17 protein-coding genes, 1 tRNA gene and 2 rRNA genes (1 of these 20 running past the window's edge) are annotated in these 21,813 nt (G+C 61.1%); 4 read left to right on the top strand and 16 right to left on the bottom strand.

What is annotated here, in order from left to right; genetic code table 11:
- The 4 genes from G452_RS0112885 to G452_RS0112870 all read right to left on the bottom strand — a co-directional run bounded on the left by G452_RS0112885 (position 1) and on the right by G452_RS0112870 (position 2,556).
- On the bottom strand, positions 1-279 hold the full coding sequence (locus G452_RS0112885; RefSeq protein ID WP_022662672.1) for a hypothetical protein: 279 nt from the start codon (positions 277-279) through the stop codon (positions 1-3).
- Between the two features lie 25 nt (positions 280-304).
- Complete coding sequence (gene pgsA / locus G452_RS0112880; RefSeq protein WP_022662671.1) at positions 305-862, bottom strand: CDP-diacylglycerol--glycerol-3-phosphate 3-phosphatidyltransferase; 558 nt, start codon at positions 860-862, stop codon at positions 305-307.
- 104 nt (positions 863-966) lie between these two features.
- Positions 967-1,857, bottom strand: coding sequence for an Mrp/NBP35 family ATP-binding protein (locus G452_RS0112875; RefSeq protein ID WP_022662670.1), 891 nt, complete (start codon positions 1,855-1,857; stop codon positions 967-969).
- A gap of 54 nt (positions 1,858-1,911) precedes the next feature.
- Positions 1,912-2,556, bottom strand: a complete 645-nt coding sequence (locus G452_RS0112870) for a protein-L-isoaspartate(D-aspartate) O-methyltransferase (protein ID WP_022662669.1) — start codon at positions 2,554-2,556, stop codon at positions 1,912-1,914.
- A 166-nt stretch (positions 2,557-2,722) separates the two neighbouring features.
- Between G452_RS0112870 and G452_RS0112865 the strand changes: the two genes are divergently transcribed.
- The 3 genes from G452_RS0112865 (at position 2,723) to G452_RS0112855 (ending at position 5,553) form a co-directional block, all read left to right on the top strand.
- The gene (locus G452_RS0112865; protein ID WP_022662668.1) at positions 2,723-3,151 is read left to right on the top strand and encodes a CBS domain-containing protein; all 429 of its coding nucleotides are present in this window, start codon (positions 2,723-2,725) and stop codon (positions 3,149-3,151) included.
- Between the two features lie 136 nt (positions 3,152-3,287).
- On the top strand, positions 3,288-4,625 hold the full coding sequence (locus G452_RS19505; RefSeq protein ID WP_022662667.1) for a M23 family metallopeptidase: 1,338 nt from the start codon (positions 3,288-3,290) through the stop codon (positions 4,623-4,625).
- A gap of 355 nt (positions 4,626-4,980) precedes the next feature.
- Entirely contained in the window at positions 4,981-5,553 is a 573-nt protein-coding gene (locus G452_RS0112855) for a hypothetical protein (protein WP_022662666.1), read from the top strand.
- Between the two features lie 121 nt (positions 5,554-5,674).
- On the opposite strand, the gene lon is transcribed toward G452_RS0112855, so the two are convergent.
- From lon to G452_RS0112810, 9 genes are all read right to left on the bottom strand, one after another.
- Positions 5,675-8,131, bottom strand: a complete 2,457-nt coding sequence (gene lon, locus G452_RS0112850) for an endopeptidase La (protein WP_022662665.1) — start codon at positions 8,129-8,131, stop codon at positions 5,675-5,677.
- Positions 8,132-8,242: 111 nt separating this feature from the next.
- Entirely contained in the window at positions 8,243-9,490 is a 1,248-nt protein-coding gene (gene clpX / locus G452_RS0112845) for an ATP-dependent Clp protease ATP-binding subunit ClpX (RefSeq protein WP_022662664.1), read from the bottom strand.
- A 9-nt stretch (positions 9,491-9,499) separates the two neighbouring features.
- Entirely contained in the window at positions 9,500-10,102 is a 603-nt protein-coding gene (clpP, locus tag G452_RS0112840; protein WP_022662663.1) for an ATP-dependent Clp endopeptidase proteolytic subunit ClpP, read from the bottom strand.
- Between the two features lie 136 nt (positions 10,103-10,238).
- On the bottom strand, positions 10,239-11,687 hold the full coding sequence (gene tig / locus G452_RS0112835; RefSeq protein WP_022662662.1) for a trigger factor: 1,449 nt from the start codon (positions 11,685-11,687) through the stop codon (positions 10,239-10,241).
- 50 nt (positions 11,688-11,737) lie between these two features.
- Positions 11,738-11,822, bottom strand: a tRNA-Leu gene (locus tag G452_RS0112830).
- 86 nt (positions 11,823-11,908) lie between these two features.
- On the bottom strand, positions 11,909-13,273 hold the full coding sequence (thiD, locus tag G452_RS0112825; protein ID WP_022662661.1) for a bifunctional hydroxymethylpyrimidine kinase/phosphomethylpyrimidine kinase: 1,365 nt from the start codon (positions 13,271-13,273) through the stop codon (positions 11,909-11,911).
- A 118-nt stretch (positions 13,274-13,391) separates the two neighbouring features.
- The gene (locus tag G452_RS0112820) at positions 13,392-13,820 is read right to left on the bottom strand and encodes a hypothetical protein (protein WP_022662660.1); all 429 of its coding nucleotides are present in this window, start codon (positions 13,818-13,820) and stop codon (positions 13,392-13,394) included.
- Positions 13,821-13,971: 151 nt separating this feature from the next.
- Positions 13,972-14,889 (bottom strand): MerR family transcriptional regulator, encoded by a 918-nt coding sequence (locus G452_RS0112815; protein WP_022662659.1) that lies wholly within the window; start codon positions 14,887-14,889, stop codon positions 13,972-13,974.
- Between the two features lie 401 nt (positions 14,890-15,290).
- Entirely contained in the window at positions 15,291-15,983 is a 693-nt protein-coding gene (locus G452_RS0112810; RefSeq protein ID WP_022662658.1) for a hypothetical protein, read from the bottom strand.
- Between the two features lie 233 nt (positions 15,984-16,216).
- Here G452_RS0112810 and G452_RS0112805 point away from each other — a divergent pair, with 233 nt between their 5' ends.
- The gene (locus tag G452_RS0112805) at positions 16,217-16,606 is read left to right on the top strand and encodes a MucR family transcriptional regulator (protein ID WP_022662657.1); all 390 of its coding nucleotides are present in this window, start codon (positions 16,217-16,219) and stop codon (positions 16,604-16,606) included.
- A gap of 135 nt (positions 16,607-16,741) precedes the next feature.
- On the opposite strand, the gene G452_RS0112800 is transcribed toward G452_RS0112805, so the two are convergent.
- The 3 genes from G452_RS0112800 to G452_RS0112790 form a co-directional block, all read right to left on the bottom strand.
- Positions 16,742-18,907 carry a malate synthase G gene (locus G452_RS0112800; RefSeq protein ID WP_022662656.1) on the bottom strand — a complete coding sequence of 722 codons (2,166 nt, stop codon included), beginning with the start codon at positions 18,905-18,907 and terminating at the stop codon, positions 16,742-16,744.
- A gap of 838 nt (positions 18,908-19,745) precedes the next feature.
- A 5S ribosomal RNA gene (rrf, locus tag G452_RS0112795) occupies positions 19,746-19,860 on the bottom strand.
- Positions 19,861-19,895: 35 nt separating this feature from the next.
- A 23S ribosomal RNA gene (locus G452_RS0112790) occupies positions 19,896-21,813 on the bottom strand; it runs 1,013 nt beyond the window's last position.

Below are 21,813 nucleotides of genomic sequence, written 5' to 3'. Positions count from 1 at the left end.
TCACTGCAGACGGTCGGAACCGGATCGCTTTTCCATGAACTGCGAAAACGGCAGCCGGAGTTCCTCAAGAAACTTGGCCGTGGCGCGTTCGATGCGCTCCACCTCATCCTCGGAGAGCTGCATATGATCCACCTTCTCCAGAAAACGCTTCAGAAAGTCGAACTCGTCCAGCAGACTGGCGCCGAGATCAAGCTTCCGGAGCTCCGGTTCGAGCTCAAGAATCGTCTTCAGGCAATTGGTGATGCGGATGACGCGGTTCACGGTCTTGGTTTCCTGCATGAACGCCTACCCGGATTAGACTTTGTCAGCCTTCCCTTTCCTGTCCGTGTAGCAGGTTTGCATAGAAGTTGTACAGATAGTTCCAGCCCGAAAACACGGTCAGGACCAGGGCCGCATAGAGCAGGAACGTCCCGATTCGCAGGAAATCCAGCCCGAAAAAGTCCCGGCCGTAGATCAGGGGCACCAGGGCCACGATCTGGAGCACGGTCTTGAGCTTGCCGTATTTGTCCGCAGCCACGACCAGCCCGCGCTCCGCGGCGATGGCCCGCATTCCGGTCACGGCCAGCTCGCGGCCGATGATCAGGATGACCACCCAGGCCGGAGCGCGCCCCTGCTGCACGAGCATGACCAGCACGGAGCAGATCAGGAGCTTGTCCGCCAGCGGATCGAGGAATTTGCCCATGCTCGTGACTTCTTTCCGCCGCCGCGCCAGCATGCCGTCGAGCATGTCGGTGAGGCAGGCCGCGATGAAAACCAATGTGGCAAGCCACGCCGTGATCGCGCCCGGAAAATACATCAGCAGCACGATCAGCGGGACAGCCGCCACACGACCGAGGGTCAGCGAGTTGGGCAGATTGAACATCCGCAAAGGCTCCTTCTGGTGCGCCGCCTCGGACCGCCCCCAGCGGCGCGGCCCGAAACGGACGGACGACGCCCGAAACCCGCAAGCAGGCCCCGGAGCGCAGCCTAATTATGGACCGAGCTTGCGGCCTCGAGGCTCTTGAACGCGGCTTCGGCGACACGGTCGCCCAGTTCCAGCAACGCCGTCTTGGCCGGCGTTTCCTCGTCCAGCAGGACCACGGGAGTTCCGAGGTCGCCGGCCACCACGGTGGCGGGATCAAGGGGAACCGCACCCAGAAAGTCCAGGCCGTATTTCTCGGCAAGCTCCTTGCCGCCTCCGCGCTTGAAGAGGTCGATGCGCTCGCGGCAATGCGGGCAGATCAAGCCGCTCATGTTTTCCACCACGCCCAGGATGTTGGCCTTGGCGTACTGAAGGAAATTGATGGACTTGCGCACGTCGGCCAGAGAAACCTCCTGCGGCGTGGTCACGACCACGCAGAGGGCCTCAGGAATGGTCTTGAGCACGGTCATGGGCTCGTCGCCGGTGCCCGGAGGGGAATCGACGACCAGGAAGTCCAGCTCGCCCCACTGCACGTCGGAAATGAACTGCCGGATGGCCGAGGTCTTCATGGGCCCGCGCCAGAGCACCGCCTGGTCCGGATCCTTGAGCAGGGATTCCATGGAGACCACGTGGAGATTTTCGGAATAGGCCTTGGGCATGATCAGCGACCCGCGATCCACGTCGAGCAGGCCCTTGAGGCCCATCAGGGTGGGCACGCTGGGGCCGTGGATGTCCACGTCCATGAGCCCGACCTTGAATCCCTTGCGGGCCAGGGCCGCGGCGAGGTTGACGGAGATGGAGCTTTTGCCCACCCCGCCCTTGCCGGACATGATGAAGAGTTTGTATTTGATCTTGGCCAGGGTCGAGGAAATCAACCCGTCCTGAATCTTGAGCTTGGCGCTGCCGCCGTCCTTGCCCGCCGAGGGGCAGGAGCCTCCAGAAGAACACGAACCCATTGTATACTCCTTGTCCCGCCCTGCGGCGGGGTTCATGATCGAACGCGAAACGACCTACCAGCCGTGGGCGCCCACCAGATCAACGAAGCTCACGCCTCCGAGGTCGGTCTTTCGCACCTCGCCGTCCTGCTTTTCCACGAGAAGCAAGTTCTGGTTCCCGCGCGATACGCCCACGGGAATGACCAGCCGTCCCGGGTCGCCGAGCTGCTCCAGCAACGGCTCCGGCAGATTCGGGCCGCCCGCCGTGACCATGATGCGGTCAAAGGGGGCTTCGTCCGGCCAGCCCAGGGTGCCGTCGTCCAGCTTGCAGCGCACGCTGAACAGGCGCATATCCAAAAAACGCTGCCGCGCGGCGAAGAAAAGCGACTTGATCCTTTCGACAGTATAAACATCGGCGCCCATGCGGGCAAGAACGGTGGCCTGATATCCGGAACCGGTGCCGATCTCCAGCACCCGCATGCCGGGCCGAACCTGGAGCACCTCGGTCATCAGCGCCACCACGTAAGGCTGGGAAATGGTCTGTCCCTCGCCGATGGGCAGCGGGCAGTCCAGATAGGCCTTGGCGGCGAGCGCCTCTTCCACGAAGATGTGACGGGGAATCTCACGCATGGCGGACAGCACGGCGGGGTCGCTGACGCCCCGACCTTCCAACTGCTCCCGCACCATGCGTTCCCGGGTTCGTTTGGGATCGACCCGCAATTTGCCTCCAACGGTTTCGGCACGCTATCCAGGCGGATGGATGACCAGATTTTCGAGGCCAAGTCAACCGAGACGCGCACTCCAGGCAAATATCCATTGACAAACCCAAACAAGTATGAAATGATTTTTATCAATTATTACAGGATGATTAAGCTGCGGAGGGGTAATGAAAGTCAAAGATATGATGTCTTCGCCGGTGTTTTCCCTCAGGGAAACGGACACCTTGCACAGCGCGCGGGAAATGATGCAGATGCAGCGCATCCGGCATATCCCCATCGTCACGGCCGACAACACCTTCATCGGGCTGATCACCCACCGCGACCTGCTCTCGGCGACCATCTCGCATCTTGCGGAAGTGGACCCGGACACCCAGCGCGAAATCGATTCCGGCATTCCGATCCAGGAGATCATGCGCACCGACCTCAAATCCATCTCGCCGGATGAACACCTCGGAGACGCGGCCAAGGTGCTCCTGAACCACAAGTACGGCTGCCTGCCCGTAGTGGAAAAAGGAAAGCTTGTGGGCATCATCACTGAAGCAGACTTTCTCAAGCTGACCATCCAGCTGCTCGAAGCACTCGACAACGACGCCTGATCCCCTCCCTCCCCAAGCGTTCCCACCAATTGCGGAACGCTTCCGGACACTCTTTTTCCGCAAAGCCCCCTTCGGGGCTTGTTCCCTTCGACGTTTGAATGTAGACAAATTCTAGAAGACATACACGGGAGTGAGCATGACGACACTCAATCGCAAGCCCGCCAAGAAAAACGGGCGCATCATCATTCTGGTTCTCCTCTTTGCCGCGCTCGCCGCTGCGGCGTGGTACGTCCTGCGCGACACCACCCCGCCCGCTCTGACCATCGCCCCGGAACAGGGCTATCTGAACGCGGACTCCGTCATCACGATCACGGCCATGGACGAGGGCGTCGGGCTGAAACGCCTCAGCGTGCGTGTCCTGCAGGACGGCAAGGACCGCTTCAGCGTGGACAAGTCCTTCCCCTCGGCCCAGCGCAGCCACCAGGAAAGCATTCAGCTCAAGGGACAACCCCTGGCCGACGGTCCCATCGAAGTGGCCGCCCGCGCCGACGACCACGGCTTCTTCCTGTTCTCGGGCTCCAAGGAAAGCCGGGTCACGCTGATCCTGGACACCAAGTCCCCGCGCATCAACATGATCAGCACGCAGCACAACATCAACCAGGGCGGCAGCGCCTTGGTCGCCTTCGAGGTCAACGAAGATCTGCGCGAGTGCGGCGTCGAGGTCGGCGACTGGTTCTTCCCGGCCTACCGCCAGGAAAACGGAACCTATCTCTGCCTCCTCGGCATGCCCTGGGACGTGGCGCCCGCGCAATTCTCCCCGGTGATCCGGGCCGTGGACCTGGCCGGAAACAAAACCACCCGCGCCCTGCCCCAGCACGCCAACGCGAAGCACTTTCGGCAGGACCGCCTGAATCTTCCCGAGAGCTTCCTGGTCAGCAAAGGCGAGCTGTTCAAGCGGGTCTTCCCCAATGACCCGGAAACGGATCCCTTGGGCCGCTACATCAAGATCAACAACGAGCTGCGCACGCAAAACCGCGACCAGCTGCGCGAAATCGGCCTGGAAACCGCGCCCGCGCCCCTCTGGAGCGGCTCCTTCCTGCGCGCGGCCGGGGCCACCACCGCCAACTTCGGCGACAACCGCGACTACTACTACAACGGCGTGGCCGTGGACAATCAGACCCACCTTGGCGTGGACATCGCCAACCGCCAAAACAGTCCCATCGAGGCGGCCAACGACGGCAAGGTGGTCTATGCCGCATTTCTCGGCATCTACGGCGAATGCGTCATCATCGACCACGGACTGGGCCTGCAAAGCATCTACGCGCACCTCAGCCGCATCGACGTGAACCTCGGAGACATGGTCAACAAAGGCCAGCAGGTCGGCCTTTCCGGGACCACAGGGCTCGCCGGCGGCGACCACCTGCACTTCGGCATGCTCGTTTCGGGCCTGCCCGTGCAGCCCCGCGAATGGTGGGACGCCGGCTGGATCGCCCACAACATCACGCCCAAGCTCGAATCCCAGGCAACCCAGTAGCCGCCGCCTCATCAGGCTCCGGCATTTGAAGGGCGGGAGGCAATGCCTCCCGCCCTTTTTCCATTCTTCCCCCGCCTTGTCTCCCCGCTCCCGATCCCATCCCGTCGAACTCAGGAGCAGAACAAAGCCTCCTGCGCGCCTGGTCATAGTCGTTTGCCCGGTGCATGGGGACTTTTTTCCGGATGCCCCTTGGCGGCCTCGGCGCTCGTTTCGGCTCCGTCCCTTTGATTTCCCCTGCCATCCGGGGCCTTCCGGATCCATCCGACTTCGCCGCGCGCCCACAGATATTTTTGCGTCGCCCAAGGCATTAATCTTGCTTACGATAACTGAAGGAGAATTATTCCGGAGGGAAATCATGAGCGTCATCGACACCAGCCAGTCCTCTTTGAGCACCGGCCGTCTCGGCCAGTCCGGTTCGGGCCTGCCCGGCATCGGAACCAGGCAACTGTCCGAGGATGAGCTGAAGCGCCTTGAGGAACTCACGAACAAGATGATGGACCTGCTTGCAGAGACCGACGGGCAGCCCAGCGACGAGCAGCGCGGACGCATCCGGGAAATCGAGAACGAAATCGCGAAGATCACGGGGAAACGCCCCCGGCGAAGTCTGGCCGCCGCCACAGCCAAGCTCCCGCTGAAACACAGGGACCAGGACAAGGAACAGGACACCCTGGCGGTGGAATCGCCGTTTCTGATCCAGGAACGCGTCGCAGGCGCGACCCTGCCCAAGGAGAAGCAGATCCAGGGGGAAGGCACCCTGGCCGGGCCGTTGAACAATGCGGCCGCCAGCTATCTTGCCTTGATCGAAAGCGGCGGCCTTCCCACCCCAACGGGACCGGTGTCGGGCTACGCCGCATCCGGACGGGCGCTGTCCTCGCCCGGATCCGAAGCGCTTTCCGGAGGCGCGCCGCGCCTGAATCGTCACGTCTGAAACCGTTTCGACCATCCCGCCTGGCCCGAACCGAAGACTCCGTCCCGAAGCGCGGAATACGCATAAAAAAACGGCCCGGAGTCTCCTCCGGGCCGTCGTCATTTCATTTACGTCCGCGCAGTCAATGCGTCCTGCCGGGCCGTTGTTCCTTGAGCAGCAGATTGGCGATGGGCTCGTCGGGCTCTCCGCGACCGCAGAAAATGGTTTCCGCGTTGTCGCATTCCAGAGCGCGCTCCAAGACCTCGTCCATGTGCTCCACGGGCACGATGGTCAGGGCGTCCTTGATCTCGACCGGAACGTCCTTGAGATCCTTCTCGTTCTCCTTGGGGATCAGCACCATGCTGATCAGTCCGCGATGGGCCGCCAGCAGCTTCTCGCGCAGGCCGCCGATGGGCAGCACCCGCCCGCGCAGGGTGATCTCGCCGGTCATGGCCAGATCGTGCCGCACCGGGATATTCAGCAGGGCCGAGACCACGGAGGTGGCCAGGGTGATACCGGCGGAAGGCCCGTCCTTGGGCGTGGCCCCTTCGGGCACGTGCACATGGATGTCCACTTCCTGGTGGAAGTCCCGCTTGAGCCCGAAGACGTCCGAGCGCGAGCGCAGGTAGGAAATGGCCGCCTTGGCCGATTCCTGCATCACGTCGCCGAGCTTGCCGGTGATGACGACCTTGCCCTTGCCGGGCATGAGCGCCGTTTCGACCACGAGCAGCTCGCCGCCCATCTGGGTCCAGGCCAGTCCCGTGGCCACGCCGACCTGCGCGGTTTCCTCGCGTTCGCCATGGCGATACTTGGGCACGCCCAGGAAGGATTCCAGCTGCGGCGTATCCACAACGACCTTCATGTCCCGATCATCCGCTTCCACGATGCGCATGGCCGTCTTGCGGCAGATGGCGGCGATCTCGCGCTCCAGGTTGCGCACGCCCGCCTCGCGGGTGTAGGTGCGGATCAGCTGCACCAGGGCGTCGTCGGCCAGCTCCAGGTTGCCTTCCTTGAGGCCGTGCTGCTCCAGCTGCTTGGACATCAGGAACCGGCGGCCGATTTCGCGCTTTTCGGTTTCCAGGTAGCCGGGCAGCCGGATGATCTCCATGCGGTCCTGCAACGGCAGGGGAATGGAGTCCAGCGTGTTGGCCGTGGTGATGAAGAAGACCTTGGAAAGGTCGTAGTCCAGATCCAGGTAATGGTCGTTGAAGGTGCCGTTCTGCTCCGGGTCCAGAACCTCCAGCAGCGCGGAGGACGGGTCGCCCCGGAAATCCGTGCTCATCTTGTCCACTTCGTCCAGGCAGAGCACGGGGTTGTTGAACTTGCAGCGCCGCAGCGACTGGATGATCTTGCCGGGCAGAGCGCCCACATAGGTGCGCCGATGCCCGCGAATCTCGGCCTCGTCGCGCACCCCGCCCAGGGACAGACGGATGAATTCGCGGTCCGTGGCCCTTGCGATGGAGCGGGCGATGGAAGTCTTGCCCACGCCCGGAGGGCCGACAAGGCAGAGAATCGGCCCCTTCATGGTTTCCACGAGGTTTTGCACGGCAAGGTACTCAAGGATGCGCTCCTTGGGCTTCTCCAGGCCGAAATGGTCCTCGTCGAGCACGGCGCGGGCCTTGTCGATGGCGATGTGGGTTTCCTTGATCTCGCCCCAGGGCAGGTCCAGAACCCAGTCCACGTAGTTGCGCAGCACGGTGTATTCCGCGGAGCTGGGCTGCATGGTCCTGAGTTTCTTGACTTCCCGGAGAACCCGCTCGCGGTTCTCGTCGTTCATCTTCTTTTCGAGCAGGCGCTTTTCCAGCTCGGCCGCTTCGGCCACGGGGTCGTCGTCGCGCCCCATTTCCTTGTTGATGGCCTTGATCTGCTCGTTGAGATAGTAGTCGCGCTGGTTCTTTTCCATCTGGTCCTTGACCCGGCCCTTGACCCGCTTCTCGATGGTGGCGATCTCCACCTCGCCGAGGAGCAGTTCATAGGCGCGCTCAAGGCGCTCGTAGGGAGGAAGCAGTTCCAGCACTTCCTGTTTCTTGCGGAAATCCACCTTGAGGTGGGGCATCACGGAATCGGCCAGTTGTCCGGCCTCCGCAATGCCGGCCATGGCGGAAATCGCCTCCGGAGCCACCTTCTTGTTGGCTTCGCCGAAGGCTTCCAGCGCTTCCTGCACGGCCCGCACCAGCGCCTTGACCTCGGCTCCCTCTTCCTGGCGTTCGGCGATGCGCTCGACGCGCGCCATGGGGTATTCGTCTTCCGAGGAGATGACGTTGGTGGTGGGATCCCAGCGGCCGCGCCAGAGACCCTCGAAGAGCACCTTGATGGTCCCGTCGGGCAGGCGAAGCATCTGGAGAATCTTGCTCACGGTCCCGACCTCGTAGAGATCCTCGGACTGCGGCTTTTCCTTCTCGGGCGTCTTTTGCGTCACGAGAAAGATTTTCTTGTCGAAGTTGGCGAGCGCGCTCTCGATGGCCTTTACCGACGCCTCGCGCCCGACAAACAGGGGCACGATGGACCTCGGAAACATGACCACCTCACGCAGGCTCATCATGGGCAAGGTGACAAAATCCATGGGGGAATCTTTCGGGTCGAAACCGAATCTCGGCATGCGTTCCTCCGTAAGGCATAAACGTCCGCTCCGGGAATCGGAGCGGAGTTCATTTCAAGTAATACCGGAACGCAGGATGTCAATTGCCGGAATACCGGCTTGTCGCCGACATCAGGCGCTCTTCACTTCCTGCTGGTAGATCAGCAGGGGATCCACCTTCTTCTCGACCACGGCCTGGTTGATCACGCACTCCTTGACGCCCTCCAGGGACGGCAGCTGGTACATGATCTCCAGCATCACGCTCTCAAGGACGTTGCGCAGGCCGCGCGCGCCCGTCTTGCGCTCGATGGCCCGCTTGGCGATGGCCTTGAGCGCGTTGTCCGTGAAGCGCAGGGTCACGTCGTCCAGGCTGAACAGCTTCTTGTACTGCTTGCTCAGGGCGTTGCGCGGCTCCACCAGGATGCGGACGAGGTCTTCCTCGGTGAGCTCCTCCAGAGAGGTGATCACGGGAATGCGGCCGACGAATTCCGGAATGAGGCCGAACTTGACCAGATCGTTGGGTTCCACTCCGGCCAGCAGCTCGCTCGTGGAGGCCTTGCTCTTGGTCTCCACCTTGGCGCCGAAGCCCATGGCCGACCCCTGCATGCGCTGCTGCACGATGCCTTCCAGTCCGATGAACGCTCCGCCCAGGATGAAGAGGATGTTGGACGTGTCCATGCGGATGAATTCCTGCTGGGGGTGCTTGCGCCCGCCCTTGGGAGGAATGTTCGCCTGGGTGCCCTCGATGATCTTCAAGAGCGCCTGCTGCACGCCTTCGCCCGAAACATCGCGGGTGATGGACGGGCTGTCGCCCTTGCGGGAAATCTTGTCGATCTCGTCGATGTAGATGATCCCGCGCGAGGCCGCTTCGATGTCGTAGTCCGCGTTCTGCAGGAGCTGCACGAGGATGTTCTCCACGTCCTCGCCCACGTAGCCCGCCTCGGTGAGCGTGGTGGCGTCGGCGATGGCGAAGGGAACCTTGAGCACGCGGGCCAGGGTCTGGGCCAGCAGCGTTTTGCCGGAACCCGTGGGGCCGATCAGCAGAATGTTGGACTTGTCAAGTTCCACGTCGTCCTTGCCGGCGGACGAGGCGTAGAACACGCGCTTGTAATGGTTGTGCACGGCCACGGAGAGGATCTTCTTGGCCTGATCCTGGCCGATCACGTACTGTTCGAGCAGGGCCTTGATTTCCTGCGGAGGCAGGAGCCGGCCGTCCTCGAACTCTTCCTGGACGTGCTCCTGGGCCATGATGTCGTTGCACAGCGCGACGCATTCGTCGCAGATGTAGACATCCGGCCCGGCGATCAGCCGCTGCACCTCGGATTGCGCCTTGCTGCAGAAGGAGCAGCACAGCTCTGTGGTATCGTTCTTTCTGCTCATGAGCGCTCCCTAGCTTTTCTCAGGGGCATGATCCCGTGAAACCATAATACTGTCAATGATGCCGTACTTCTTGGCTTCTTCGGCGCCCATAAAATAATCGCGCTCGGTATCATGCTTGATTTTTTCCAGATCCTGACCCGTGTGGTGGGCCAGAATGCCGTTGAGATCCTCGCGCATGCGCAAGATCTCGCGGGCCTGGATGTCGATGTCCGTGGCCTGTCCCTGGGCGCCGCCCAGGGGCTGGTGGATGAGGATGCGGCTGTGCGGCAGCGCGTAGCGCATTCCGGGCGCGCCCGCACAAAGCAGCAAGGCGCCCATGCTCGCGGCCTGGCCCATGCAGAGAGTGGCCACCGGAGCGGAGATGTACTGCATGGTGTCGTAGATCGCCAGGCCCGCGGTCACGGCGCCGCCCGGCGAGTTGATGTACATGTAGATCTCTTTTTCCGGATTTTCCGATTCCAGGAAAAGGAGCTGGGCGCAGATCAGGCTGGCGACATGATCGTCCACGGCGCTGCCCAGGAGCACGATGCGGTCCTTGAGCAGGCGGGAATAGATGTCGTAGGCGCGCTCGGTGCGGCCGGTGGTCTCGATGACGATGGGTACGCTGGGCATGGCCTCTCCTTGCGTTATGAAGACGTATCGGCGGCTGGCGCTGAAACATTACCCGCCGCCCGCCCAAAGGCGAGCGGCGGGCGCGACGCTCACAGCGGCATGATGGGGCATTTCGCCCCGGGAGGCAAGCGCCTCGTTATTCCTTATCCCCGGACTCGTCCGCGGACTTTTTCGCGGCGGGCTTCTTGGCCGCGGGCTTCTTGGCAGGAGCCTTCTTGGCCGGAGCCTTCTTGGCTGCGGCCTTCTTGGCCGGGGCCTTGGCTTCGGACTCTTCGCCGCCCTCTTCCTCGACGGCCGGGGCGTCCACTTCGATCACCTTGGCGTTCTCGAAGATGAACTCCATGGCCTTGTCGGCCAGAAGGCGGTCGCGCAGGGGCACGACAAGACCGTGCTCCTCATAGTACTGCTTGAGGTTGTGGAAGGGCTGCCGGGTCTGCATGGCCATCTGGCTGATGGCGATGTCGATCTCCTGGGGCGTGACCTCAAAGGCCTCCTTGCGGGCCACGGCCAGCAGGAAGAGCTCGGCGCGGACGCCTTCCTCGGCCTGGGTGCGGTATTCCTCGCGCAGCTCGTCGAGGCTCTTGCCCGTGGAGGACAGGCTCTTGCCCTGGCGGTCCAGGCGCTGCTCCAGGTCGGCCACGAGGCGGTCGATGCGGTCGGCGACCATGCTCGGCGGCAGCTCGAAGTCGAGCCCTTCGAGCATCTTGTCCAGCAGCTCCTTGTGGGCCTTGCTCTTGGCGAGCTGGGTGCGCTGGCTCTTGTAGGACTCCACGATGGCGGTGCGCATGGTCTCGACGGAATCGAACCCGGCCTTCTTGGCGACCTTGTCGTCCATGGCCGGAACGATGCGCTCCTTGACGGCGTGGACAGTGGCCTTCATGGTCAGCTTCTTGCCGGCGATGTTGGTATTGATGAAATCTTCGGGGAAAGTGATTTCCTTTTCGCCCATGGCGCCGGGTTCGAGGGTCTTGAGCAGTTCCTCGAACTCTTCCAGGGCCTGCCCCTTGCCCAGGGTCAGGTCGAAGCTCTCGGCCTTGATCCCGTCCACGACCTTGCCGTCCTCGTCGTAGGCTCCGAAGCTCACGGTGACGACCTCGCCGTCCTTGCCGGGCCGCACGTCCTCGACCACCTTGACCTCGGCGGCGTTCTCGAGGATGCGCTTCTCGACCTCGGCGATCTCGGCCTCGTCCACCTCGACCTTGTCCATTTCCACCTCGAAGGAGGAATATTCGGGCAGGTCGATTTCCGGAGCGGCCTCAAAGGAAATCGTATAGACGAAGTCCTCGTCGCGAACGAGTTCCTTGGCGTCCACGTCGATGCGGGACACGGGCTGCACGCCCATTTCCGCCATGATCTCGTTGATCTGGTAGTTGATCAGGTCCGTGGTGGCTTCGCCGTAGATCTGGGCGCGGAACTTGGCCTCGATGACGGAAGCCGGGGCTTTGCCCTTGCGGAACCCGTGCACTTCGTGTCCGCGCTTGTAGAGCGCCACCGTGGTGGCCAGGGCGGCGTTGACCTCCTCCGCGGGGACCTTGATCGAGATTTCCCGTTTAACCGGGGACAATTCTTTGATTTCGTATTCCATGATTCCAATATCCTCCTCAGGTCATGCCGTTCTGCGTCGCTTGAAATATCTGGTGCGAGAGGGGAGACTCGAACTCCCATGGACGAGGCCGCTGGATCCTAAGTCCAGTGCGTCTACCAATTCCGCCACTCTCGCAAAAGGGACGCTTATAGAGCACCCCTCATGGGCGCTGTCAACTCCAATAACCACTCCCGCTGCCGAGACAACCCCCGGCGAGCAGGTTATTTCACTTTTTTCAACACCCGCGCCACGAGCCGCACAAGTTCCGAGGGCTCCGACGCCCAAAGGCAGATTCCCCCTTCCACCCCGAACGCCCCCTTGTCCACCAGGGCGCCCACGCTCAGCGCGGCCTTGTGCTGGGAAAGCGCGTGATACGCCCCCCACTCCAGGGCGGCGTCGCTGTTGCGGGCCGGTCCGGCCGGAGCGTCGGCGCGGTCGAAGCGGGCCACGGAGACGTGCAGCCCTTCCAGGGCGGCGAGAATGTCCTCGCCGGGCCGCAGACTCAGGCAGCAATGCAAATCCTCCCGGACCTTGCGGGCGGAAAGCAGCGCTGCTGCCTCGTCGCGCTCCACGCCGAAGGCCGGACGTCCCGCCAGGACGACGCGATCGTCCGCGGCCCGGCAAAGCGGCGCATCCAGACTGGCCACGTCGTCGAACCCTGCGGCGTACGGCATGGCCAGGGCGAAATTCATGCCTGCGCGGCCCACAAGCCTGCCCAGACCGGGCATGGCCGCCAGCTCGTCCACGGCCGCAGCCAGGGCGCGCAGCACGGGCCAGCGCTCGCGCTCCTTGAGCAGCGGGGCGATATGGTTCGGCGGTCCGCTCCCATGCCCCACCTGGATCTCGTCCCGAAGGCAGAGGTTCAGATAGCGCTGGGCCTCGCGCACCGCCTGGGAGAGCTCCAAGCCATGTCCCAGATGCGCCGCGATGGCAGCGGAAAGAGTGCAGCCCGTCCCATGGTTGTTCTTGGTGCCGACCCGCCGCTGCATGAAGGGCAGCGGCTTTTGTCCGGGCCTGGCGTACCAGTCCGTGGAGGCCACGGAATCCAGGCCGTGCCCGCCCTTGATCAGAACCGCGCGGGGCCCCATCTCCAGCAGGCGCGCCGCAGCCAGGGCGATGTCCTCCGGCGTGCGGATGGCCATGCCGGTAAAGAGTTCCGCTTCGGGGATGTTCGGGGTCAGCAGGGTCGCATGGGGAAAAATCAATTCGCGCATGGCCTCCACGGCATCGTCCTGGAGCAGCTTGTGGCCGCTCTGGCTGACGCAGACCGGATCCACCACGACGGGAAAGGCGACCTGGCGGAGAAAGGGGGCCACGGCTTTCATTATGGAAGCAGAAAACAGCATCCCCGTCTTTGCCGCGGCGACGTCGATGTCCGTCAGCACGGTCTTGAGCTGCTGCGCGACGAACGAAGCCGGGGGCGCATGAATGGCGTCCACCCCTTTCGTGTTCTGGGCGGTCAAGGCCGTCAGCACGGAAAGGCCGTACCCGCCGAGTACGGTAATGGCCTTGAGATCGGCCTGGATGCCTGCGCCGCCGCCGGAATCGGACCCGGCGATGGTCAGGATGCAGGGGAGCTTTTTCATGGGAACCTCGGATGCGTAGTCACGGCGAACGCAGAGGAGCGTTCGTCACTGCCGCGCCGCAAGGTGCATAGCAGGAAAACGTTGCGGGGGGAAGTCAACTTGGACGGAGCAATCCGGATCAGCCGCAGGAAACCTTGACGTAGTCTTCGAGGGCGACGCCGTCCCAGGTCTTGCTGGTCCAGTAGGCCGTGGCCCAGATCATCAACGCGGTGGCCTGGAGATCGTTGAGCCTGCGCAGCTTGACTTCCAGATTGCTCTTGCTCGCGCCGTGCTGGATGTGCGCACCGCGCTCGTCGCAGGCCTCCTCGACGCGCAGCTGAAGATAGGCCTGCTTGGACTGATTGGGGAGGAGCTTGACCTCGCGGTGGGCTTCGAGAACGGTCTTGAGCTCGGCCACGGAAAATTCGTTGGAGACGTTGCGGATGCAACGGAAGAATACGTCCACGGCCCAGGGCAGGATGAACTCGGCACCGGCGCTCTTCGTCTTGAAGAACTCCTTGAGCCACTTCTCCTGGTCGTGGGTTATCCTTGCAGCAACCTGCGGCATGCGCCCCCCCTCCGCCTCGTATGACATGTTACGACCCAATAACCTGAAATACGTTCATACATCAAGACTTTTTCTAGTAATAATTGATCGTCGGTTCCGCATAGCCCAATACGCCAAAAGCGTACAGGATAAGTTGCACCCCGCCGGAAAATCATCGATTCCAGGCGTCGAAACCGTCCTTGACCTTCTTGAACAGCGACAACAAGAGCGAATCCGGCACGTCGTTGCCGTTGATGTTCAGGCGAACGATCTCCGTCACCGTATTGCGGCTGGGGGTCACGGTCTTCTGGGTCACGAGCACCACGTGCTGCTCGCGGGCATCTTCGGAATCGCGCGCGGAAACGAGCAACACCCAGTGGTCGTCGCGCTTTTCCCAGGACATGTCCATGCGGCGTCCGGCAGCGGCGTTCCGCTCGATCATGAACACGAAATCCCGCAGGGCGAAATGCTTCTGCACCTTGCCGAGCACGCCCAGGTATTCGCCCTGCTCGGTGCGGATGACCAGCGGACGGGAAAGATATTCTTCCGAAGGGAACACGGGAGCGCCGGAACCGCCCTGCCGAAGCAGCCGTTCCAGCTCGTCCTTGGCGCGCCGCAGGGAGGCCACCTCCTGCTCCATCTGCTCCAGCGCACCGAGGTAGCGTTTTTCGCTCTGCTGGCGCTCTTGCTTCAATCCGGCGAGCTCGTCCCGCAGGGAACGGATCTCGCTCCGGAACAGGCTCTGGTTCTCAAGCAGGTCGGTCATCTTTTCCAGCACGCCGCCCATGCCCCGGACCATGCTGTCCATGTCCTCGGCAGGTTTTTCGGAGCGCGCCTCAGCGACGGAACCGCCGGACGCGTAGCGCAGCGCCAGCTCCTGCTCGATTTGTTCCGTGGACCAGTTGTTGTTGAACATCTCGCGAATCCTCCTGAAAATATCGATCACTTCAGCCGGGTAACGCTTACGCCTCCCCTCTCCACCCTGAGAGGGGACAAATTCAGAGAACCTGTCCTTATAATATACGACGGTGGACGGCGGGATATTGAGCTGCCGCGCCACCTCGCGCAGACTGATGAACTTCTTGGTCATCCGTTTTTCGCCAACTGTTCATTGTTGTTCAACTGTCCGATAAATATCCGCGCTTTCTTCTGTTGTCAACACTTTTCCAAAGAGTTTGCGCATCGTCGTTGTTCACCACTGAACAGTTGTTCATTACTGTCCACCCGGCAGGCAGCCATCGCGAGTGCGCCCCGCGACGATCCTACCAGCTCTCCTTCGCCGTCTCTTTTCCCGTCTGCGCCCCCTTCCAGAAAAGACGCATTCCCCTCGCGCAGGGCGATGCGAATGCTCCCCGTCTTCCTCCCAAGGGCAGAACACGTTCCGGAAGCTCGCGTCGCGATTCGCCCCCCTCCCCTCCTCGCCGATAAGGTAGGGACAAAAAAAGGGAGGCTTATGCCTCCCTTGGATATGCACCGCTTGATGCGGCTTCGTTACTGCGTCATGGTCGTTGGTTCCCCCCCGCCCGAAGGGGGAGTCGGCTCTCCGGAGCCCTGCTCTGGCGAGGCTTCCTCCGAGGAGGGGACCGGAGCGGATTCCTGAGGGGGCTCCTGGACGGATTCCGGGCGCGTCTCGTCCCCGGACGGCTTCACCTCGGCCTGCCCCACGGGATCGGGCCCGGCCGGAGCGGGCTGCACGGCCGCCGGAGCGGCGGCAGGATGGCGAAGTTCCAGCAGCAACGCTTGGATCTGCTGCAATTTTGCCGCTTCCGGAGCGGAGCCGAGCTGCGCACTCAAAAACGAAGTCTTTTGAATCATGTCGTCGAGCATGGACTCCATGAGGATCTTGACCACCGTGGCCCTGCGGCGCTCGTCGATATTGAGCAGCTGCGCGTTGATCCGTCCCATCTGTCCGAGGATGTCGTCCACGTAGGCGTCCAGCGAGGTCACGCTGTTCTTCATGGCGTTGTAGTCCTGCACCTCTCGCGCCAGGCCGCTGAGATTCCGGTTCAGGCCGAAGAAGAAGATGGCGACCAGGACCAGGGAAAGCAGAGAAATCACGAGCGATATTCTACTCAGGTCGCGGCGGGATGCGGACGCGGGGCTCCCGGCAAAATTATCGGGCTTCGATTCGGAAGGAGCCTTGCCTTCCCGAGGTGTCGAGGCGGTTTCGTTGTCGTTGAGCATGATCTCCCCTCCTGTGCGCAAGGATGAATTGGTACATGAAACGATGCGATAGTTGGCTATACGACATGGCCCGGCACACGGCAAGGGAAGCCGACGCCTGTCTCCGGACCGTCACCTTGAGATGCGGAAAACCTGAATCTCAAGCTCTGGACGCCTTTCTCGCGTCATGCTAAATATTCTTGTTCTTATACAAGCAAAACGCTGTTAACAGAAATATTTCAAAGGAGCCCGCCATGGATGAATTTCTCAAGGAAGCTCTCGAAATCGCAAAAGCCCAGGCAGGCGTGCGGATCATGACCGACGAGGAGATCACGGAAATGGTCCGGCAGCTCTCCGAAAGCATTCGTGGACTTGCGGAAGGAGCCGCGCCGAAACCTGTTTCCGATTTCCCGGATCCGCAAAAGGCGATCCGCGAACAGAGCATCGTCTGCCTTGAATCCGGCCAGCCTTTCAAAATTCTCACCAAAAAACACTTGGCGAAATTCGGACTGACCCCGGACGAATACAGGGCCAAATGGGGATACAGGAAGAACCAGCCTCTTGTCTGCAAAGCGCTCCAGCGCGAACGGCGCAAACGAATGCAGGAGATGCAGCTTTGGAAAAAGCGCGGCAATGTCGCCTGACGCACCGGAGAGGCAACCGCAGGCCGAATCGCGCCCAAAAAGTGAAGAGCGCCGTGGGAACAGCCACGGCGCTCTTTTCTGTTTCAAGCCGGAATCGGCGGCACGGCATACCGTTCACGGACGCCAGCCGAACGATCAGCCGAACCGGGCCTTGGCTTCACGCCTTCTGGCGTGAAGAAGCGGCTCCGTATAGCCGCTCGGTTGCTCGCACCCCAGGAAAATCAAATCGCTGGCAGCCTGGAAGGCCACGCTGGCATCGAAATCGGCGGCCATGGGCCGATATGCCGGGTCGCCCTGGTTCTGGCGGTCCACCACGGCGGCCATGCGCCTGAGCACGGCCGCGACCTGATCGCGGGAACACACGCCATGCCGCAGCCAATTGGCGATGTGCTGGCTGGAAATGCGCAGCGTGGCGCGATCCTCCATCAGGCCCACATCGTTGATGTCCGGCACCTTGGAGCAACCGATGCCCTGGTCGATCCAGCGCACGACATATCCCAGGATAGACTGGCAGTTGTTGCTCAGCTCGCGCTCTATTTCCTGGGCAGACGGACGGCCGGCCCCCATGAGCGGGATCGTCAGCAGTTGATCGAGCGTGGCCCGGCGTTTCCCGGACAACTCGCGTTGCCGAGCGAAAACGTCCACCTCATGGTAGTGCATGGCGTGGAGAGTGGCCGCCGTGGGAGAGGGAACCCAGGCGCAGTTGGCGCCCGCGCGGGGATGCGTCCCCTTGGTCTCCACCATCTCGGCAAGCCTGTCCGGCTTGGCCCACATGCCCTTGCCTATCTGGGCGCGTCCGCTCAGGCCACAAGCCAGCCCCACGTCCACATTCCAGTCCTCATAGGCGGCGATCCAGGGCTGGGACTTCATCTCCTCCTTGGGAACCATGGGCCCGGCCTCCATGCTGGTGTGGATTTCGTCGCCGGTCCGGTCCAGGAAACCCGTATTGATGAAGATGATCCGATCCTTGGCGGCCCGGATGCACTCCTTCAGATTCAACGTGGTGCGGCGCTCCTCATCCATGATTCCCAGCTTGAGACTGCGCGCGGGCAGATCAAGAGCCTTTTCCACATGCTCGAAAAGCTCGCAGGTCAGGGCGACTTCCTCCGGCCCGTGCATTTTCGGTTTGACGATGTACACGCTTCCCGCGCTGCTGTTCCGCAGGCGAGAGCGTCCCGCAAGATCATGCGAAAAAATCAGCCCCGTGGCCATGGCGTCGAGAAATCCTTCGGGCAGCTCTCTGCCGTCCGCATCAAGAACCGCCGGGGTGGTCATCAGGTGCCCCACGTTGCGGACCAGAAGCAGACTCCGCCCCGACAGCGTCACGGGTTCACCCGAAGGGCCGACAAAGCGTCTATCCGGATTCAATCCCCGCGTCACGCGCTTGCCGCCCTTGACGAACGCTGCCTCCAAATCGCCGCGAACCAGTCCGAGCAAATTCGCATAGGCCAGGGCCTTGTCGTCGCCGTCCACAACAGCGACGGAGTCCTCGCAGTCGAGAATGGTGGTCAAGGCGGATTCCAGAAGAACGTCCTTGATGCCGGCTGGATGGGAACCGCCCACGGCATGTGCGCGGTCGATTTGCAGTTCGACATGCAGCCCGTTGCTGCGAAAAACGAGGCAGGCGCCTTGGCTGGCGTTGCCGACAAACTGCTCCGGACGCAGGAGCGAAACCATGGACCCGTCACTCAATTGAACGACAACATGGCTTCCATCCGCAGACAAAGCGTATTTGACCGCGTCGGCATGAGAGCCGTCTTCCAAAGGAACCGACATATCCAGAAACCTGGAAGTTTGGGAGAAAACCAACTCGCCGCGCTTCGGATTGTATTTTGTACCCTTTTCCGCGCCCGCCGACTCAGGAATTACGTCGCTGCCGTACAAAGCGTCATAAAGGCTGCCCCAGCGGGCGTTCGCCGCGTTCAGTGCGTAGCGGGCAATGGTGATGGGCACGACGAGCTGCGGCCCGGCAATGGTGGCGATCTCCGGATCGACATTTTCGGTTTCAATCTTGAAATCAGACCCTTCGGGCAGCAAGTACCCGATTTCTTCCAGAAAAAAACGATAGTCCGCCGGGTCGGGCTTGCCGGGGTTCGTACGATGCCAGTCGTCGATGGAGGACTGCAACGCCTCCCTCTTCGCCAGCAAATGCCTGTTGCTTGGGCCGAGCTTGGCCGCGATGTGCGCAAGAGATTGCCAGAACCCCTCTTCACTCAAGCCTGATCCGATCAAAGCGGATTGAATGACTTCGTGCAGCGGACGGGAAATGGAAAGACCGCCTGACTGGATGCGCTCGGACATCGAAAGACTCCTTTTGCCGATACAGGATATTTCAGGGCATCAACCGGTTTCCGTCCCGGATGGATACGAGCTTTACGACTCGTCGCTCCTGCGGGGGGCGAATTGGCCACTTCCGGACGCCAGGCCGGAGCGTGGAAACGCAGCGCAGGATCAAGCTGGGATTGTACCCGGAAACGGTCAGGAATCAACCCGCCGTGCATTCCCCGCGGTTTGAAATCGAAGACGGCATGACTGAGGTACGATGGGAACGAGACAGGGAATGGATTCAGTGGGATCGGGCTTAGATTCCCTCTACCTCGCGCGGTTGGGGTGAACCTTCGACGCAAGTTGCGCCCTGCCTTAGCGTGTTTGATCGCCAGCCTGCCTCGCGAGAATCGGGAATGGGCAGGATGTGCGCATGTCGCGATGCCGGGCGAGCAGACCATGCGAGGAAGCAAGGCAAGGGGGCGAGCACGGTTGGCTTTGCGGCAAAGCGAAGGGCAGGCGGGCGACGGCGTGTGGCAGCGAGCGACGGCGGGAGACGGCGGACAGAGTCTGGCAAGGCTGGTGCAGGACATACCGCCAGCTCGGCTTCCGAGCTTGGCTGAAGTCCCGGCCGAAAAGGGGCTACTCCGGGAGGTGCCCGGTCAAAATGGGGGGCTGAATGCTGCCCGAAGCGCGCAGAGGCGTGCACTCCCAGCGGCACTGGGAAGCCATATTCCTGGCTGTTCCGGCCGGTCGGATGCGTGGAGGAAGCGGAAGCGAAGGGCGGAGAGAGCGGAGCGGAGAAAAGGGAGCGGAGATTCATGAAACAAAACAGGAGCGCCGTGATTGCTCACGGCGCTCCTGAAATGAAAAGTCCTGGCGACGACCTACTTTCCCACAATTTAAATTGCAGTATCATCGGCGATGAAGGGCTTAACTTCCGAGTTCGGAATGGGATCGGGTGTACCCCCTTCTCCTTGGTCACCAGGACAAATATATAGTTTCATAGGGAGGGAGAGAATGATTACCTAAGCCGCACGACCTATTAGTACCGGTCAGCTGAATGTGTTGCCACACTTACACCTCCGGCCTATCAACCTGGTGGTCTTCCAGGGGTCTTCAGCTCCGAAGAGAGGGAGAACTCATCTTGAGGCAGGTTTCCCACTTAGATGCTTTCAGCGGTTATCCTTTCCGAACATAGCTACCCTGCAATGCCACTGGCGTGACAACAGGAACACCAGAGGTTCGTCCACCCCGGTCCTCTCGTACTAGGGGCAGACCCTCTTCAATTCTCCAACGCCCACAGAGGATAGGGACCAAACTGTCTCACGACGTTTTAAACCCAGCTCGCGTACCACTTTAATCGGCGAACAGCCGAACCCTTGGGACCTGCTTCAGCCCCAGGATGTGATGAGCCGACATCGAGGTGCCAAACCGCATCGTCGATGTGAACTCTTGGATGCGATCAGCCTGTTATCCCCGGCGTACCTTTTATCCTATGAGCGATGACCCTTCCATTCGGGATCACCGGATCACTAAGACCGACTTTCGTCCCTGCTCGAGATGTCTCTCTCACAGTCAAGCTCCCTTATGCCTTTGCACTCAACGGCTGGTTTCCAATCAGCCTGAGGGAACCTTTGCAAGCCTCCGTTACTCTTTAGGAGGCGACCGCCCCAGTCAAACTACCCACCAGACACTGTCTCCAGGCCGGATAACGGCTCTGGATTAGAATCCAAGACTATCAAGGGTGGTATTTCAAGGTTGGCTCCACCGATACTAGCGTACCGGCTTCAAAGCCTCCCACCTATCCTACACATGATAGCCCTAGACCCAATGTCAAGCTGTAGTAAAGGTGCACAGGGTCTTTCCGTCCTTCTGCGGGTAACCGGCATTTTCACCGGTAATTCAATTTCACTGAGTCTCTGGTTGAGACAGTGGGGAGATCGTTACGCCATTCGTGCAGGTCGGAACTTACCCGACAAGGAATTTCGCTACCTTAGGACCGTTATAGTTACGGCCGCCGTTTACCGGGGCTTCGGTTTAGAGCTTCGCTTACGCTAACCCCACCCCTTAACCTTCCGGCACCGGGCAGGCGTCAGTCCATATACGTCGTCTTACGACTTCGCATAGACCTATGTTTTTAGTAAACAGTCGCCCCCCCCGATTCTCTGCGGCTCCAAAAGGCTCAAAAAGCTAGTTTCATCACCTTCTAGAGCTCCCCTTATCGCGAACTTACGGGGTCATTTTGCCGAGTTCCTTAACCAGAGTTCTCTCAAGCGCCTTGGTCTGCTCGACCCGCCTACCTGTGTCGGTTTACGGTACGGTCCGCGCGCGCTAAACTTAGAGGCTTTTCTAGGCAGTGTAGAATCAGTGACTTCTGTCGATAAAGACACGGCATCACGTCTCGGCCTTGACCCGGCGGATTTGCCTACCAGATCAGCCTACACGCTTGCACCGGGATATCCAACGCCCGGATCACCTATCTTACTGCGTCCCCCCATCGCACACTCGCACGGGTACAGGAATATTAACCTGTTTTCCATCGGCTACGCTTTTCAGCCTCGCCTTAGGGACCGACTTACCCTGGGAAGATTAACTTTACCCAGGAAACCTTGGGCTTACGGCGAAGAAGTTTCTCACTTCTTTTGTCGTTACTCATGCCAGCATAATCACTTCTCATTAGTCCAGCAAACCTTCCGATTCACCTTCATCCTATCTGAGAACGCTCCCCTACCGATCGTCAAAGACGATCCCGAAGCTTCGGTACCATACTTGAGCCCCGTTACATTTTCGGCGCAACCCCGCTAGGCCAGTGAGCTATTACGCTTTCTTTAAAGGATGGCTGCTTCTAAGCCAACCTCCTGGATGTCTAAGCAGGATCACCACCTTAACCACTTAGTATGGATTTGGAGACCTTAGCTGTCGATCTGGGCTGTTTCCCT

This window comes from Paucidesulfovibrio longus DSM 6739, assembly GCF_000420485.1.
GTDB lineage: Bacteria > Desulfobacterota > Desulfovibrionia > Desulfovibrionales > Desulfovibrionaceae > Paucidesulfovibrio > Paucidesulfovibrio longus.
The sequence above is the reverse complement of the archived record's forward strand: the minus strand, read 5'-3'. Positions and strand labels throughout refer to the sequence as shown.